Annotated in this window: 16 protein-coding genes; all 16 read right to left on the reverse strand. The window is 31.2% G+C overall.

Features of this window, described 5'->3' with window-relative positions; translation table 11 throughout:
• The gene (locus K5V21_RS03565) at positions 1–3,630 is read right to left on the reverse strand and encodes a hypothetical protein (protein WP_221859249.1); all 3,630 of its coding nucleotides are present in this window, start codon (positions 3,628–3,630) and stop codon (positions 1–3) included.
• 17 nt (positions 3,631–3,647) lie between these two features.
• Positions 3,648–3,869, reverse strand: a complete 222-nt coding sequence (locus tag K5V21_RS03570) for a hypothetical protein (RefSeq protein WP_221859251.1) — start codon at positions 3,867–3,869, stop codon at positions 3,648–3,650.
• Positions 3,869–4,108, reverse strand: a complete 240-nt coding sequence (locus K5V21_RS03575; protein WP_221859253.1) for a hypothetical protein — start codon at positions 4,106–4,108, stop codon at positions 3,869–3,871. The genes K5V21_RS03570 and K5V21_RS03575 overlap by 1 nt, the downstream gene beginning before the upstream one ends.
• A 15-nt stretch (positions 4,109–4,123) precedes the next feature.
• The gene (locus tag K5V21_RS03580; RefSeq protein ID WP_245000634.1) at positions 4,124–4,471 is read right to left on the reverse strand and encodes a DUF6711 family protein; all 348 of its coding nucleotides are present in this window, start codon (positions 4,469–4,471) and stop codon (positions 4,124–4,126) included.
• A 14-nt stretch (positions 4,472–4,485) separates the two neighbouring features.
• Positions 4,486–7,359 carry a hypothetical protein gene (locus K5V21_RS03585; protein ID WP_221859257.1) on the reverse strand — a complete coding sequence of 958 codons (2,874 nt, stop codon included), beginning with the start codon at positions 7,357–7,359 and terminating at the stop codon, positions 4,486–4,488.
• 3 nt (positions 7,360–7,362) lie between these two features.
• Positions 7,363–7,626: a hypothetical protein gene (locus tag K5V21_RS03590; protein WP_221859259.1), complete on the reverse strand. Its 264-nt coding sequence runs from the start codon at positions 7,624–7,626 to the stop codon at positions 7,363–7,365.
• 128 nt (positions 7,627–7,754) lie between these two features.
• Positions 7,755–8,129: a DUF6096 family protein gene (locus K5V21_RS03595; protein ID WP_221859261.1), complete on the reverse strand. Its 375-nt coding sequence runs from the start codon at positions 8,127–8,129 to the stop codon at positions 7,755–7,757.
• Between the two features lie 2 nt (positions 8,130–8,131).
• Positions 8,132–8,566, reverse strand: a complete 435-nt coding sequence (locus tag K5V21_RS03600) for a phage tail protein (protein WP_221859263.1) — start codon at positions 8,564–8,566, stop codon at positions 8,132–8,134.
• 13 nt (positions 8,567–8,579) lie between these two features.
• Positions 8,580–8,936 carry a hypothetical protein gene (locus tag K5V21_RS03605; RefSeq protein ID WP_221859265.1) on the reverse strand — a complete coding sequence of 119 codons (357 nt, stop codon included), beginning with the start codon at positions 8,934–8,936 and terminating at the stop codon, positions 8,580–8,582.
• Positions 8,933–9,373, reverse strand: coding sequence for an HK97-gp10 family putative phage morphogenesis protein (locus K5V21_RS03610; RefSeq protein ID WP_221859267.1), 441 nt, complete (start codon positions 9,371–9,373; stop codon positions 8,933–8,935). The genes K5V21_RS03605 and K5V21_RS03610 overlap by 4 nt, the downstream gene beginning before the upstream one ends.
• A complete protein-coding gene (locus tag K5V21_RS03615) occupies positions 9,370–9,693 on the reverse strand; it encodes a hypothetical protein (RefSeq protein WP_221859269.1) in 324 nt (107 codons plus the stop codon). Before K5V21_RS03615 ends, K5V21_RS03610 begins: the two co-directional genes overlap by 4 nt.
• A complete protein-coding gene (locus K5V21_RS03620; protein ID WP_221859271.1) occupies positions 9,677–9,988 on the reverse strand; it encodes a phage head-tail connector protein in 312 nt (103 codons plus the stop codon). Before K5V21_RS03620 ends, K5V21_RS03615 begins: the two co-directional genes overlap by 17 nt.
• Before the next feature lie 24 nt (positions 9,989–10,012).
• Positions 10,013–10,945: a capsid protein gene (locus tag K5V21_RS03625; protein WP_221859274.1), complete on the reverse strand. Its 933-nt coding sequence runs from the start codon at positions 10,943–10,945 to the stop codon at positions 10,013–10,015.
• A gap of 22 nt (positions 10,946–10,967) precedes the next feature.
• Entirely contained in the window at positions 10,968–11,612 is a 645-nt protein-coding gene (locus K5V21_RS03630) for a DUF4355 domain-containing protein (RefSeq protein WP_221859275.1), read from the reverse strand.
• Between the two features lie 117 nt (positions 11,613–11,729).
• Positions 11,730–12,758 (reverse strand): minor capsid protein, encoded by a 1,029-nt coding sequence (locus tag K5V21_RS03635; RefSeq protein ID WP_221859277.1) that lies wholly within the window; start codon positions 12,756–12,758, stop codon positions 11,730–11,732.
• Positions 12,742–14,163: a phage portal protein gene (locus tag K5V21_RS03640; RefSeq protein ID WP_221859279.1), complete on the reverse strand. Its 1,422-nt coding sequence runs from the start codon at positions 14,161–14,163 to the stop codon at positions 12,742–12,744. Before K5V21_RS03640 ends, K5V21_RS03635 begins: the two co-directional genes overlap by 17 nt.
• Between the last annotated feature and the right edge of the window lie 5 nt (positions 14,164–14,168).

Raw genomic sequence — 14,168 nt, forward strand, 5'->3', positions numbered from 1 at the left:
TTACACACCTCTTTCATTTCTTATTTCATTCATTAAATTTAATATTTGCATTGATTTATTTTCTTCTTTTAATTCTTTTATATCTTTAATTAATTCTAAGTCCTTCTCACCTTTTACATCCCTAATATAATTAATTAACCCTGCTCTTTCTTCTACTTCCTTTCTTTCTGAATGTATACCTTCTATATTATCTAATCCTCTATTAACTACCTCTATATCACTTTCGAATTCTCTGTAATATCTTGTGCAATTATCACCTTGCTTTTTACATTCCATTCTGAAACTAAATTCTTGTCCTACTTCTCCACCTACAATAAAATAATTTACATTATGTTCTTTAGTGTATACAGACTTTCTATCTTTTCCTATAACCTCATAAGTTATAAAATACGCTGTTTTAGTGTCTGCAAAAGCAAGAAAATCATCTTCAAACATTATTATAGTTTCTCCACTCTCTCCTATAATTCCATGTCCTATATCACTTATTGTGTCTTCTGTAGAACTCGTATAATAACTTGCTATATTCTTTGTGTTAGCACGTTGTATTGATTTGTTAATTGTTTCCCAACTTCTAGCTCTGCAAGTTCCATAATTTCCAGCATTACCTGTACCTGCATTAATAACTACTTTATCAGAGTTCCAGACATTAAACCTTAGCCATGATTGATATGGACCATTCAAATTATTATGTTGAGCTTGCAAATTACAAAAGTCTAATATTCTACCTTTATTATCTTGATTTATTTTAGTTACCTTAAAATTCCTTCCTACTGCATCAACATTATCATATATCATAAACCCTTTTTTTCTGCTTGTCTCTATTTTGGTCTGTATTATACCATTTGAATCTCTTAAACCTAACCTAACAGTATCACTACTTAATTCGGAGTATACATCGATTCCCCAAAGACTATCTTGATTACTTCTAGCTGACGCTATTCCACCTACTTTTTTATTACCATTTAACCAATCGTAAAAATATATATTCTGCTCTATTATATCTATACAATCTCTTCCATCTGTTGAATAAGTTGATATATTCCCATCCCATATATCTAATCTAGCCTTATTATTAATATTTCTAACTCTAAAGTATTCACTAGTTATTGATGTAGAAACTCCTTTAATTACACCACCATCCGAAAGAGCCTCACTTACAGTACTTATAATTGTTCCTGGTAATAGTTTTTGCTCTGCTGTTCCTATTCTACTTGTATTAGATGTAACCTTCTCATCTAACTTTGTTGTTTGAGTTTGTACCTCTGTTACCTTTTGAGTTATGCTATTTGTTTTTTGAATAAAATTACTTTCTACTGTAGTTATTTTTTCGTTAGATAATTTTATTTGATTATTTATTTCTATAACCTTCTTATCTATTTCAGATTGAGATACTTTTGTATTTATTTCATTCTTTAATAAATTTAATTGAGATGTATTATTGCTAACATTAGTGTTAACTACTTTTAATTTATTATTTACATCTACTTCTAATGTAGTTGTTTTTGAACTTAAATCATCTATATTAGCTGTTATACTATCTGTTTTTTGCTTAAACTCACTTTTAGTTGTGTTTAAATCACTTCTTATTCCTTTTATACTTTCATTTATTACTAATACTTCTTGTTTTAACTCTGTATTAGACACTTTAGTAGCAATTTGACCCTTTAATACACCAAGCTCTGATGTAGTTTTAGATAATTCAGTATTAAGTCCATTTATGTTTTGTTTAAATGTCTGTTCATCAACCTTTAATTTAATAGCCTTATCCATTGCTTGAATAGTTGCTTTTTGACTTGATAATTCTTTACCATGTTCTGTAATAGTATTTTTTTGTGTACTTAATTCAACATCTAAAGTCCTATCTCCAACCTGCACTTTAGTGCCTTGTATACTCTCTGTTCCATTTTCGTTAACTTCTCTTATAACGCTATTAATATTGAGTTTATACCCCATTATATTAGCATCATTAGCAACTACATTATCCTTTATAGCATCACTTGTAAGACCGGCATTATGAACACCATTACCATCAATCATTACTGTTTGATTATCTTTGCCCCTTACAAGTAATCCATAGTCTGTAGTTCCATCTGTTTTTATATATTCTCCTAATATAACTCTATTACTATTGTTTTTATTAACTAAAATTTGATTGCCTGTTATCTGTATTATTCCATCAGCACTAGCTATAGTTACTAAGGAAGTATCTAAGCTACCAGTATTTATCTTATTAGCACTTAAATAACTTATCTGTGCATCTCCTATAGCTCCATTTGCAATTATTCCGCTTCCTGCTGTTATCGTGCCAGCTTGTATATTATCTGCAGTAATATTACCAGCTAATAAATGTTCAATATCAGCTGTTTTAGTTATTAATACATCTATTTTACCTACTGCTGCATTTAAATCAGTTATTGTTGCACTGCCAGCTATTAATTTCTTAAGTTCTGCATAGTTTGCTTCAACTCTTTCTATCGTCGCAAATTTTATAATTGCATTTTCTATTTCTGCGTTAGATACTTTAAGATTATATATTTCTGCATTAATTGCTTGTAGATCTTGTATGTTAGCCTTATTTATTAAAGCTTCATTTACAATTAAAAGTTCTGTTACCACTCTATTTATTTTATTATTTGTATTTCCATTGCTAGAAAAACTATTTTTATTCTTAGTTTCTCCTTTTGCTGCTAGCTCTGATGTTAATCCACCAGTATAAGTAAATGATTGACTAAATATAGGTATTTTTCTTTCTATATTATTTTTATCAATAAGAGTTGCTATATCTCCTATATCTAATGAAATATCACCTTGCCACTTCATTGTATACCCAAGATAAGTAAATTCCTTTAGCTTGTTATACACATCATTTATATTCTTATCATCAATCCAAGGATTCTCAAATTCCAACTCCATCGAATCAGTGCCTAAAGCTCCTTTGGATATTATATTTTCTCCAACCTGACAACTCACTTTACCAATTTTATATACAACATCTTCCCTTTTGTAATCTATATAATTTCCAGCATCTATTGTATAATTAATTTCTTTTGGACTAACAATTGTAAAGCTACCATCTCTTTTTATAACAGCATTGCCAGCACATAATGAAGCAACATAACCAAGAACCTCTCTACAAGTAAAGCCTTCCAACTTCTTTAATTTATATGTTGGAAGGCTTCCCGTAAATTTAACTCCTGTAATAGTAGCTAATTCATTTACTATTTGTTGCAAAGTTGCTTTATCTCCTAACTTGCTGAAATAAGGAGTTTCAAATTTTATCATATTATCATAAGCAGTAAACTTTATTGTATAATCTGTCTTTTCAATATCATCTATGTTGTATGAACCCATAAGTAAATACTCTATGTTATTACCTATTTTAAGCCCTATTTCAACCTTTATCTGATTCATTGAGTATATTGTTTCAGCTCTATTTAATAAAGTCAATTCTAACTGTTGTGATGTTACAGTTCCTATAGAAAACCCTTCATTCGGTTGCGTATTACTATTTATTCTAATATCTACTATATCTTCATTTGAAAAAACTCTATCACCTATAGTAACTTTACATTCAAACATTCTGCTATTTTGTTTTATTTCATTTTTATATTCTGTGCTTGTATTAATCATTGATCTTACACTCCTTATTATCCAAGGTCTACTGTAAGACCTCCATCAACTAATTTAGTTATATTTATCTCTGCATTAGCTACAGCTACCTTCTTTATAACCTTACCTTCGCTTAATACTTCTATAATGTAATTCCCTTTTTGTATAGTAGGTTTCTTTTCTTCAACTACCGGAGTTGCCGCAACATCTACTACTTTCTGTTTATTATTTTTATAATTGTTTTTATTTCTCTTTTTCATTATTCTTGTACCTCCGCGCTTAAATTATCTTCAACTTCATGAACTTGTGACTCAAAATCAGACATATCTTTTCTAATTACTTTTTTATTTTTGTTATATAACTCTTGATTAGTTATAGACTTATTTATATTAACCCTTCCGTCTCCATCTGTAGAAACCGTTGCATTCATATAAACAGCTTGCTGTCCTTCTATTTCACTTATTCCTGTTAATGTTATACTTTTACTTATTTTCAACATATATAATCATCCCTTCTATTTTTCTATAAAATTCATTTTAAGTCCTTGCCACTTTAATACACCTTTTATATACGATTGCACTGGCATACTTCTATCTCCAACGTACATTGTCTTAGTTATAAACCTTCCTTCTTGGGGATCCAAAAATTCTACTGTAAAAAATACACTAGAAACTGCTTTTAACAATTTAGAACACTCAGACACCGATAGTGGTCCCCATTCTAAATTTAATTTTCTTTTTACTGCTATTCTATCTCTTAAAAGTTCTCCTCTAGCATTACGATTACTCTCTCCATCTAAATCTGCTATATCTATTTGTAATGATTTAGGAGTAGCAATTGCTACTCCATTTACTTTAATCACAATCACCACTCCTTTTATACAGGCAGAACTGTTATTCCACCCTGTCTTTGCATTTTTCTTAATTCTTTTAATGCAACTTTTCCTATTACAGAACTATCAATTTGAAATATAATATCTCCACTAATTGATGAGTTATCATTCCCACCTTTCGGCATTCTTGTTGCTACTTTTTCCGCTAATTGAGTAATCCAACCTGTATTATTTTCCAAAGGCATTACCGCCTCTTTACCAGCTTCACCAACTACTGCAAGAGTAGCGCTATCTATAATACCACCCTTAGCTAAGTATGGCATCTTGGGTATATTGACTCCGAAATGTTTACCCCCTACAAATGGAACCCAACTCGGTGCAGTAAAACTAATAGAATTCAACCCATCAATTGCCATATTTATTAATCCAATAACTGTATTTAAAGGTGCTTTAGCAATTCCTGCAAATGTCTCGAATATACCACTAAATATATCTTTAACACCATTCCAAGCTCTAGACCAATTCCCAGTAAATATTCCTGCAACAAAATCAATTATTCCACCAAATATTCGCTTAACACCATTAAATATATTACTTACATTCCTAGAAAAAGCATTTAATATATCCCCAAAAACACCGAAACTTTTAGTCCAATCCCTAGAAAATATACCACTTAACCACTCTTTGAATTGGTTGAATTTTTCTTTTATTTTATTCCAAACTTCAATTGCTTTAGCCTTCAAATCATCCCAGTGTTTATACAAAAGCACTCCAATTGCAATTATCGCTGCTATTGCTAAAATAACCAAACCAATCGGAGATGTAAGGAATGCTATCGCTACTCCTAACGCAGTTGTTACCACTGTAGCAATTCCACAAACAACATTCCAAGCAACAGTTGCAGCAGTCATTGCTATTTGAGCTGTAGTATCTGCTATTTTAAGTCCTGTATTTATTACAAATTGTGCAGCTTGTTTAACTAACGCAATCGTACTATTAATAATAGACATAACGAAATCTTTTGCATATAAAGCTCCTAACTGTAATGTCTCTAGCTTATCAGCTATTTTAGCAGCTATTGATTTTGCAAATCCTTTTACTAACTCACCTAAAGCTTTTATACTAGACCCTATAGAAGTAACAAAATCTTTTGCATACATAAAGGTTAATTTAATAGTTTCTAATTTATCTGATATTTTAGCAATAGTGCACGCCTTAATTGCTGCCGTTATCTTAGAAAATGCTCCTACTAAACCACCTGATTGCTGAATAAAAGACATTAATTGAACTACTTTCCATGCAGCAAAAAATGCAACTACAACAGTTGTTATTTTCTCAATTACAGATATATGATCACTCATCCAGTTTCCTATTGTTGTCAATATATTAGCTAAACCTTTTAATACATCTACTATTACTCCGCCAGTCCAAGATGCTATAGGCGCTAAAAAATTATTCCATAAAAATAATGCTAACGGCTTAAATGAAATTAATAAAGGATTTAAAATAGTTAGTGCACCACTTATAACATCTAGAAATGCTGGTAATGCCTTCCCTATTGTCCACTTTGCAAATGGCTTAAGAATATTGTTAAATAACCACATCAAAAGTTTTCCTACTGTCTGTATTACTGGCTTTGCTGCCTTTTTCAAGCGTTCAAAAGCTTCCATTAGTGGTTCTAAAAACTTTTTCAGTTTATTTACAGCGCTTTTTATTCCGCTTATATCGGGTTCTTTATCCATTCCCCAATCCATTGCCATATTACCTAAATCGGGTAATGGTACTGCTGGCATAGGTGTTTTATCTCCCTTTTTAGACTTTGGTAATCCTCCACCTTTTGCTCCACTATCACTAATTGAATTTATTTCATCAAATCCACCTAACAATCTATTAACTTCTTTAGATGTCTTTTTAGCAGTTTCACCAGTCTTTTTTAAAGCTTTATTATATCCATTTTGAGCATTCGCTCCACCTAATGCAGCACTTTTAGCTTTATTCATTGTATTAGTTGCCATTTTAGGACCTTCAACAGCCTTCTTGCTCTTTCCAAAAAGTGTTTGCATGAACGCAGCCACATATCCTGTTACTGTTCTTAAAGCCATAGCAAAATTAGTTAATATAGGTAGTACAACATTAAGTATAGGTAGAAAAGCGTTTCCTAAGTTTAACCAAACATCTTTAAGTACAGCTATTAACTGTTGCATACTAGAATTAGTATTATTCATAACTTCATCACCAAACTTACTTGAAGTTTGCTCTAAAATTGCAAATAACCTAATCTGTTGTTGAGTTTGGAAACTTAAATCATTCCAAGATTGTCCATTAGCAAATCTTTTAAAAGCTTCTGTTGATTGCAACATAGCAACATTTACGTTTATTCCCAAATCTTCAATAGCCTCTGTATTTCCTAGTAGACCTGAACGAATTCTCTCCATAACATCTTCCATAGTTCTCCCAGTACCACTGGCTACAATTGATGATGCCTTTAACAATTCTTGTGTATATTGCATAGTTTGCTTAGTACCACCAGCAAATCCACTTAATAAATTAGAATATATAGCACCAAACTTCATAACATCTGATTGAGCTAAGTTAAAAGCTAAACCATTATCTTTGGCCCATTTTAAAAACATTTGTGAGCTTTCACCCATAGTTCTTTTTATCTGCTGAATTGCCCCTTCAACTTGCATAGCCATTTTGGTTGATTCCTTAGCAAGTTGTGCCATCTTCGTTAATCCATAAGCAAAAATAGCCCCTTTGAATATATTCTTAAAGGCAGCCCTTACTTTTCCAGTTTCTCTATTTACAGTATCAGTCATTCCTTTTATCTCACTTTTAACCCTATTCATCTCAGCCTTTAATCCTTGTGTTTGAGCCTCTATAATGACCTGCAAATTTTCAAGAGTAACACCTTCCATAAACTATTCCTCCTTTCTTTTAAATCTACTATTATGCCTAAAAGCAAACGCCTCCATTTTAGCCTTATATAAAGCCATATCGTTCTCTATTTTTTTATTATCTTCTATATCGTCTTCAAACAAAGTCGGAAATAATTCACTTACTTGTGTTACCCTAGCATCTTCACTAAATAAACAAGCTACATATTCTCCTATCTGACGTGCTAGTACAGAATTAAGAATTATATTTGCTTTTAATTCTGCTTCTTTTTCTTTTCTCTTTAACATTTGTTTTCTGTTGTAGCTTTCCATTAGATCGTATATTTCTAATATGGTTGAATCCCAAAATAAAGAAGGACTATATTCCATGTCTAAAAATTGTGGATATAGCCCTTCTATAAGTTCAATAAAACTATTTAATTTTCTAGTAACTCCTCCGCTTGAAGTTGGTTCTCCTCCATCTTCTCCGCTTGAGCTTCTGAGAAAAAACCACTTACTTTAAATATATCCATTACTACACTAGTAAAGAATTCGAGTTGTGAACCACCCTCATCAATATATTTATCAAATAAATTTTGAACATCTTTAAATTTAACATTAGAGTTATAATCTTTCATTGCATAATGGACTATTGTTAAAACTACAGTTAATGAAGGCATTCCTCCATCACTTATAACATTCATAACACTAGTACCTAACTTTTCTTCTAATTTACATAAAGCTGATGTCTTTAATTTTAATCTATATTCTTCTCCATCTACTTCCCATGTTGCAAATTGCTTTCTTGCCATTGTTATTCACCTTTACCTTTCGTTTTATCTGCTGGATCTGTTACTGTTATTTCTGATTGTAGAGCCATCTTACAAGTAAATTCAACTGCGCCATTAACTCCACCACCGCCTAGTTTAATGCTTACTTGAGCTTCCCATGTAAAAGAAGTTCCATCAGGAAGTGTTTCTTTAAATGATAATACTTTCTTAGCTTCCGCAGCTTTTCTTAATATTCTATATGAGCTAGTTGAAGAAGAATTATCATACTTAAACTTGAATTCTAATTCTCCTGGATCTCCTATCCCATATTCATACTTCTTCGTAGTATCTGCTAAACAAGTATTCTCTACTTTTTCAGGCTCATCACCAATCTCTGGCACTTCCTTTAGTCCTTCTAAATTAATATAGCTAGAGCCATTCTTTTCTTTATACTCTAGCGTAGTTCCATTAGCTAACATCTATTTACCTCCTTTAAGAGCTATAAACTCTCATATTATTTACATCTATTACTCCTTCATACCTAATTACCTTATGTTTAAGTCCACTAGGCTCTGGAGAATCTAAACATTGTATTCTTATTAATCCTAAATTAGAAAGCACCTCATCAACCGCTATCGCAATATCCGAAGTGCTTCTATCATTCCATACATCAATTTTGTATCTTATATATACTAACTGCTCTCTATTATCTGTCTTTGTATGTGTCTTGTTATCTTCTTCAATATATTGTACTACAGGAAATGTAGCCCAATCAGATGGATAAGTATCATTTATATTATCACATACACTTTTTAATGCTTTTGTTATTATAGGTTTAATATTTATCACCTTCTAGCTACCTCCCTTATAGCCTTTTTTATATCTGCTTTAATATTTTCTAATATTTTTACTTTATTATTTTTCAATGCTGGATATAGATATGGTTGAGCTTGCATACCTTCCCAATCTGATTTGTAAGATACATTTACCTCAGTATTTGTGTTGCTTGCTTCTCCTCGTTTACCTGTTCCAAACTCTACATAAGCTGCATATTCAACGTTTGTATAAACAATCCCCCTTACCTTTCCTTTTCTAAAAACTGTACTTTTCTTAATCCTATCTCTTAAATATCCTCCACCCTCTGTAGCAACTGGGCAAAGTAACTTAGCTTCATCTTTAACTAAATTTATATTTTTTTGCATAGATTTCTTTACTGAATCCTCTACATTTCCACCTAACTTATCTAATTTTCTTAAAAGACTATCTAATCCTTTTATGGTACTCATTGCAATACCTTCTCCAATTCAATAAACATATGTGAATACCTTTTTATACTTATAATTTTATAATCAGGTTTACTATCTTTAGATACATAAACACAAATTCCATCTCCTTCATTTAATGTTTCTGTTCCATCATAAAGCATATTGCATATATAATTTAATCTTTCTCCATAAATTTCAGCCTGTAACTTTCCACTTGCAGGTGAAATATTAGCTTTTATTTCTACCACTTCATTTGAATAACCGAGGTATTTACCCCCCTCATTATCTTCAATTAACGTCTTTCTTTTTAAATAATAAGTTTCTTTATTCTTTATCCGCATTTGCAATACCTACCGCTTTTAATCTTCTGTAGCTTATTAGCCTAGCTTTTATATTCTCAGGAATTTCGGTAGAGTAAGATACACTTACCCCTCCCTCACTCCTCGAGCTTTCTCCTTCACTTCCCATACGATTGTAATAAATTATAGCTAGTTCCCTTTGTAATCCTTCCATTTTATCTAGAAGAACATCTCTATTACAGAAATCTAATATTTCAGATTCTGCATCTTCCAAAAGTTGATTTAATAACTTTTTATCAACTTCCGGTAATCTTAACTTCAATTTATCTATTTGCATTGTAATCACCTCTTAAATACACAATTAAGTAATACTATCCATAACTACGCTTTTTTTCTTAACACATATTTGAATTGCTACAGCTCTTTCATCTAATATAAATACATCTTCGAATGATTCTTCAAAATAAACATATTTACCTTGAGATAATGCAGATGGTGATTCTAATTGAGCAAATTGATAAGATACAATTGGTAATATAGCACTTGGGTGTACTAATATCATTGCCATATCTCCAGCATCTGCTTTTGGAGTTATTCCTCCAGCTTCTTGTCCTGAAGTCTTACCATCATTAAAAGTATATGCTGTCTTCATAAGTGTTGTTGGAACTCCTATTATATCAACCTCATCTAATCTTGAAACAGTTCTAGATAATACCTTATCACCATTAGTCCTAACAATAGCTACCGCATTATCTATTAAAGTCTTTGTATAGGTATCAACGTATAGCTTTCTTCCTGTTGGTGGAACTAATCCCTCATCCATCGCATCCATCATCGAGTCAAATTTTGCAAGGACTGCTTTAGAATCAAGTTCTGCTTTTTCAGGTGTTATAGTTTCTTTATCATTTTTTAATTTGTATAATGTTGAGAACATCATCACATCAAGTTCTGGAAACTTTTTAGTTTCATTCATAGTTTTTGTTATATTTACTATTGATGCAACTTGATTAGTTTGGCTTACATCCATTGGATGAACTAATGTTTGCCATACTCTATGATTAGTAAGTTCCTTAGTTTCCCAATCATTTGAAAAATTTTGAGTAAAGTCTCCTATCTTAGTTCTATTACCATCAACTCTACCTGTTGTTGATAATTTAGGTATCTTTATAGTTTTAGCATCTACAACCTTATATTTACTTGAATTTTCAGTAGCCCATAATGCTCCTGAGTATAATGTGTAAGGATATGCATTTGCTAACTCCTTCGCGTATTGCGTTGCGTAATTTACTGTCATATTTTATTCCTTCTTTCTTTATTTATTTATTTGATTTAGATCTAACCCCTGTGAATCCAAAATCGAATCCAGGTGTACTATTATCTCCGCCGCCTTTTGGTGGTCCATCACCTCTTAATTTATCATTCACAGCTTTTTCTACTGCTGATTGAAAAGCCTTTTCTACTGCTTCTATACTTGAACTACAAGTTTCTGCACTTTCATAATTAAGAATTTCTATAAGACCTTTAGGCAATCCCTTTTCCGCTAATGTTTCATAAGCTTGTGCTTTAAGCTCTCTAGTTGTAATTTCTTTCTCTCTTTTTTCTAATGCCTCTAACTTTTTGTTATTCTCATACTCAGCTTTTTGTTCTGCATTCATCTTAGCCATCTTTTCAGCTTCCGTCTTAGCTTCTTCAATCTTGGTTTGGTTATCTGCCTCCCAATTACCTTTTGCAGTTTCAATAGCTTTAGCTATTCTTTTATCAAACTCTGATTGATACTTTTTATCTTTTAATACATCATCAAATGTTTTTTCTCCAGTTTCTTTATCCTGACCTCCATCTTCCACACCTTCATCATTCCCATTATCAGCCCCAGTTCCAGTGCCTCCATCCGCTCCAGTATCGGCATTAAATAATCTACCCATTCCTAATTTCTTTCTTAAATTACCATCTCTAATAAACATAAATTCCTCCTCGCCCCTAATGTTCACTGCCCATTAGATTCAATTATTTTATTTAAACAGTTTAACGTCATATTCAGGACATAAAAATAAGCCTTATCTCTAAGACTTAATATCACATTAACTTGCAAACTTCTTATACCATTCATCATAAGTCATATAATCAATAATATAATTCCTTCCTGTCTCTGGATCCCTAGCTCTTCTTTGCATATTTTTTAAATCTTTTGAATATGCAATAGTAGTACTTCTACAGAATGGGTGCATTGGTGGAATATTCTTTGCCGAAATTGCTTTATCCACTCGTATTACTTTCCCATCCATGCGCCTACATATTTTACTTGTTCTTGAGTCTAAAGTAGCCACAAATACTAACCTATCTACATCACATTCTTTATAGCCCTCTAGTTCAGCCATATTAGTTACATAAGTAGTCTCTGTTCTTATTAGTCTCTCACAAGCAAACTTACCATACTCTGTGAGCTCCTCTAATTCTTTAGCCATTCTTCGTGAGCTTTTACCACTCATTAATCCAGATGTAATTACTTCCTCTAATTTTTCTGCTAATACATCTGTATTTCTCCATATTCTAGATGAGTAATTTTTACCACTCCAATTATTTTTAAGTATTTCCTTTATAACATCTGTTGGCATTTCCGAAAATGTAAATCCTATCCCTATTCCTTTTTGTATATCAAATATATTATGGTAATAAGCTTTATTTATGTTATCTACATAGTTACTAGTACTCATTCTATATTCTTTATCAGCAATTAACTTAGTATTTATATATACACTTTCCTTTAATGCTTCTAGTCTTGTTATACGTGCTTTATATGGTGAATAATTTAATTGAGCCATAAGATACTTTTTTAAATCTTCGTCTTGAATATACTTAATTTTGTTTCTTATATCTTGAAGTTCTTTAGCACTAATATAAGAATTAAGTAAATCTCTAGCCTCTGTTTTTGTTAATCCATACTCTAGATGATACCTATTAAATATCCTCTTAATATCTTTATCTATATCAGATACAGCCTTATCATATGCTTTATTTATCTTAGCTATAGTTTTATCACTATTTTTATGATAGGATGCCATTCTTGAGTTAGCTCTTCTTTCCCAATAAGAATTACTCCTTTTCTTCATCTAAACTGCCTTTTGAAGTATCTTTATTATCTTCAATATCTTTGTCACTAATATTCTTAAAATCATATGAACCAAACTCTTTTTGTTGTTGCTCTAACTTCTTATTATTTTCTTCCTCAAGTCTTTTTCTTTCTTCCTCAACATCAATCTCAGCATCATATCTTTGAAGTCTAGTCTCCCATGATATAAACCCTTCTGTATCCATGGCCATTTTTATTAACAACTCTTCATCTACAGGTAAACTCCTTTTCATAGTTATATCTATGTCACTTACATTTATATTCTTTGCTTTTATATTGGCTATACTAGATATAAGTTTTAATCTTTCCCTTAAACCTTTTTTGAAATATCTCTCCTTAGTTTTTCCTAACTGTTCAAATCCAAGTAATTTATATCTCATAGCAATTCCACTTGCATTACCAACAAAATTTTCATCTGTTAAGCATGGTACTTTGCTGAATTCATGTATATCATCTTTTAATGATTTCTTTAATACCTCTATCTCGGTCTCATTAAGAGTTTTAACCAACCATTTAGCGTCGCCGCCAACATCTAATTCTATTACCTTCATCTCTTTTAACATTTTTATAGTTTCTGCTTTTTCATCACTATCATCACCTAAACTAGCATTAGTAACCGCAAGGAATGCATCCACTAATTGTTCTTTATCATTAACCCTATCACTCTGCAGTAAGTTATATGCATCTATTAGAGTTATAACACCCTCAAAATCTCCTCGTATCTTCTTGTTGTTCTTATATTCTATTAGTGGTATTCCATTAAAATAATGTTCTTTTTCCTCTTTTAATTCTGGAGAACTATCACTTATATTCTTGTAAAAATACTTATATACTTTTTCTTTAGTATATAAGTTTAGATCATAACCTATAGTAGTATTATTTATATCTTTCTTTTCAAAGTAAGTTACCCCAAACATAGTCTCTTTCTTTACTGTACTATCAACAACAACAAAACTGTTAAACGGACTACTCACACCCAATTCAGGGCCTGCTACTGCTTCTTCATTCATATAAATCAATTCATACCCAACACCAAATATAGATATATCTAATGCCAATTCATTATTATGTGAGTCTTCATCGATTTCAGTAAATATAGTATTTATTTCTTCTGACTTAGGGCCTGAATAACTTATAGGATAACCAAAAACATATCCAACTGCCATATCTGTTATATATTCAGCATGATTACATACTAATTTATTATTAGGTAAATCTGTATTCATAAATACTCTTTCTAATATCTTTTGCTCCCCATTATAATAATTATTTAAATTTTTATACCTTTCTATCATAGATCCATGAATCTCTAAACATCTATTTATTAACTCAACTGGAACACTTCCATCTTCATTTAATAAATCTCTATCTTTTATAATAGACATTACTT

It is taken from the genome of Clostridium sardiniense, assembly GCF_019753795.1.
Classification (GTDB): domain Bacteria; phylum Bacillota; class Clostridia; order Clostridiales; family Clostridiaceae; genus Clostridium; species Clostridium sardiniense.

What these genes read in the sequence shown, in the direction of transcription:
- K5V21_RS03565 (WP_221859249.1), bottom strand. Translation starts at nt 3,630, where the DNA reads ATGATTAATACAAGCACAGAATATAAAAATGAAATAAAACAAAATAGC.
- K5V21_RS03570 (WP_221859251.1), bottom strand. Translation starts at nt 3,869, where the DNA reads ATGAAAAAGAGAAATAAAAACAATTATAAAAATAATAAACAGAAAGTA.
- K5V21_RS03575 (WP_221859253.1), bottom strand. Translation starts at nt 4,108, where the DNA reads ATGTTGAAAATAAGTAAAAGTATAACATTAACAGGAATAAGTGAAATA.
- K5V21_RS03585 (WP_221859257.1), bottom strand. Translation starts at nt 7,359, where the DNA reads ATGGAAGGTGTTACTCTTGAAAATTTGCAGGTCATTATAGAGGCTCAA.
- K5V21_RS03590 (WP_221859259.1), bottom strand. Translation starts at nt 7,626, where the DNA reads ATGTTAAAGAGAAAAGAAAAAGAAGCAGAATTAAAAGCAAATATAATT.
- K5V21_RS03595 (WP_221859261.1), bottom strand. Translation starts at nt 8,129, where the DNA reads ATGGCAAGAAAGCAATTTGCAACATGGGAAGTAGATGGAGAAGAATAT.
- K5V21_RS03600 (WP_221859263.1), bottom strand. Translation starts at nt 8,566, where the DNA reads ATGTTAGCTAATGGAACTACGCTAGAGTATAAAGAAAAGAATGGCTCT.
- K5V21_RS03610 (WP_221859267.1), bottom strand. Translation starts at nt 9,373, where the DNA reads ATGAGTACCATAAAAGGATTAGATAGTCTTTTAAGAAAATTAGATAAG.
- K5V21_RS03615 (WP_221859269.1), bottom strand. Translation starts at nt 9,693, where the DNA reads ATGCGGATAAAGAATAAAGAAACTTATTATTTAAAAAGAAAGACGTTA.
- K5V21_RS03620 (WP_221859271.1), bottom strand. Translation starts at nt 9,988, where the DNA reads ATGCAAATAGATAAATTGAAGTTAAGATTACCGGAAGTTGATAAAAAG.
- K5V21_RS03625 (WP_221859274.1), bottom strand. Translation starts at nt 10,945, where the DNA reads ATGACAGTAAATTACGCAACGCAATACGCGAAGGAGTTAGCAAATGCA.
- K5V21_RS03630 (WP_221859275.1), bottom strand. Translation starts at nt 11,612, where the DNA reads ATGTTTATTAGAGATGGTAATTTAAGAAAGAAATTAGGAATGGGTAGA.
- K5V21_RS03635 (WP_221859277.1), bottom strand. Translation starts at nt 12,758, where the DNA reads ATGAAGAAAAGGAGTAATTCTTATTGGGAAAGAAGAGCTAACTCAAGA.
- K5V21_RS03640 (WP_221859279.1), bottom strand. Translation starts at nt 14,163, where the DNA reads ATGTCTATTATAAAAGATAGAGATTTATTAAATGAAGATGGAAGTGTT.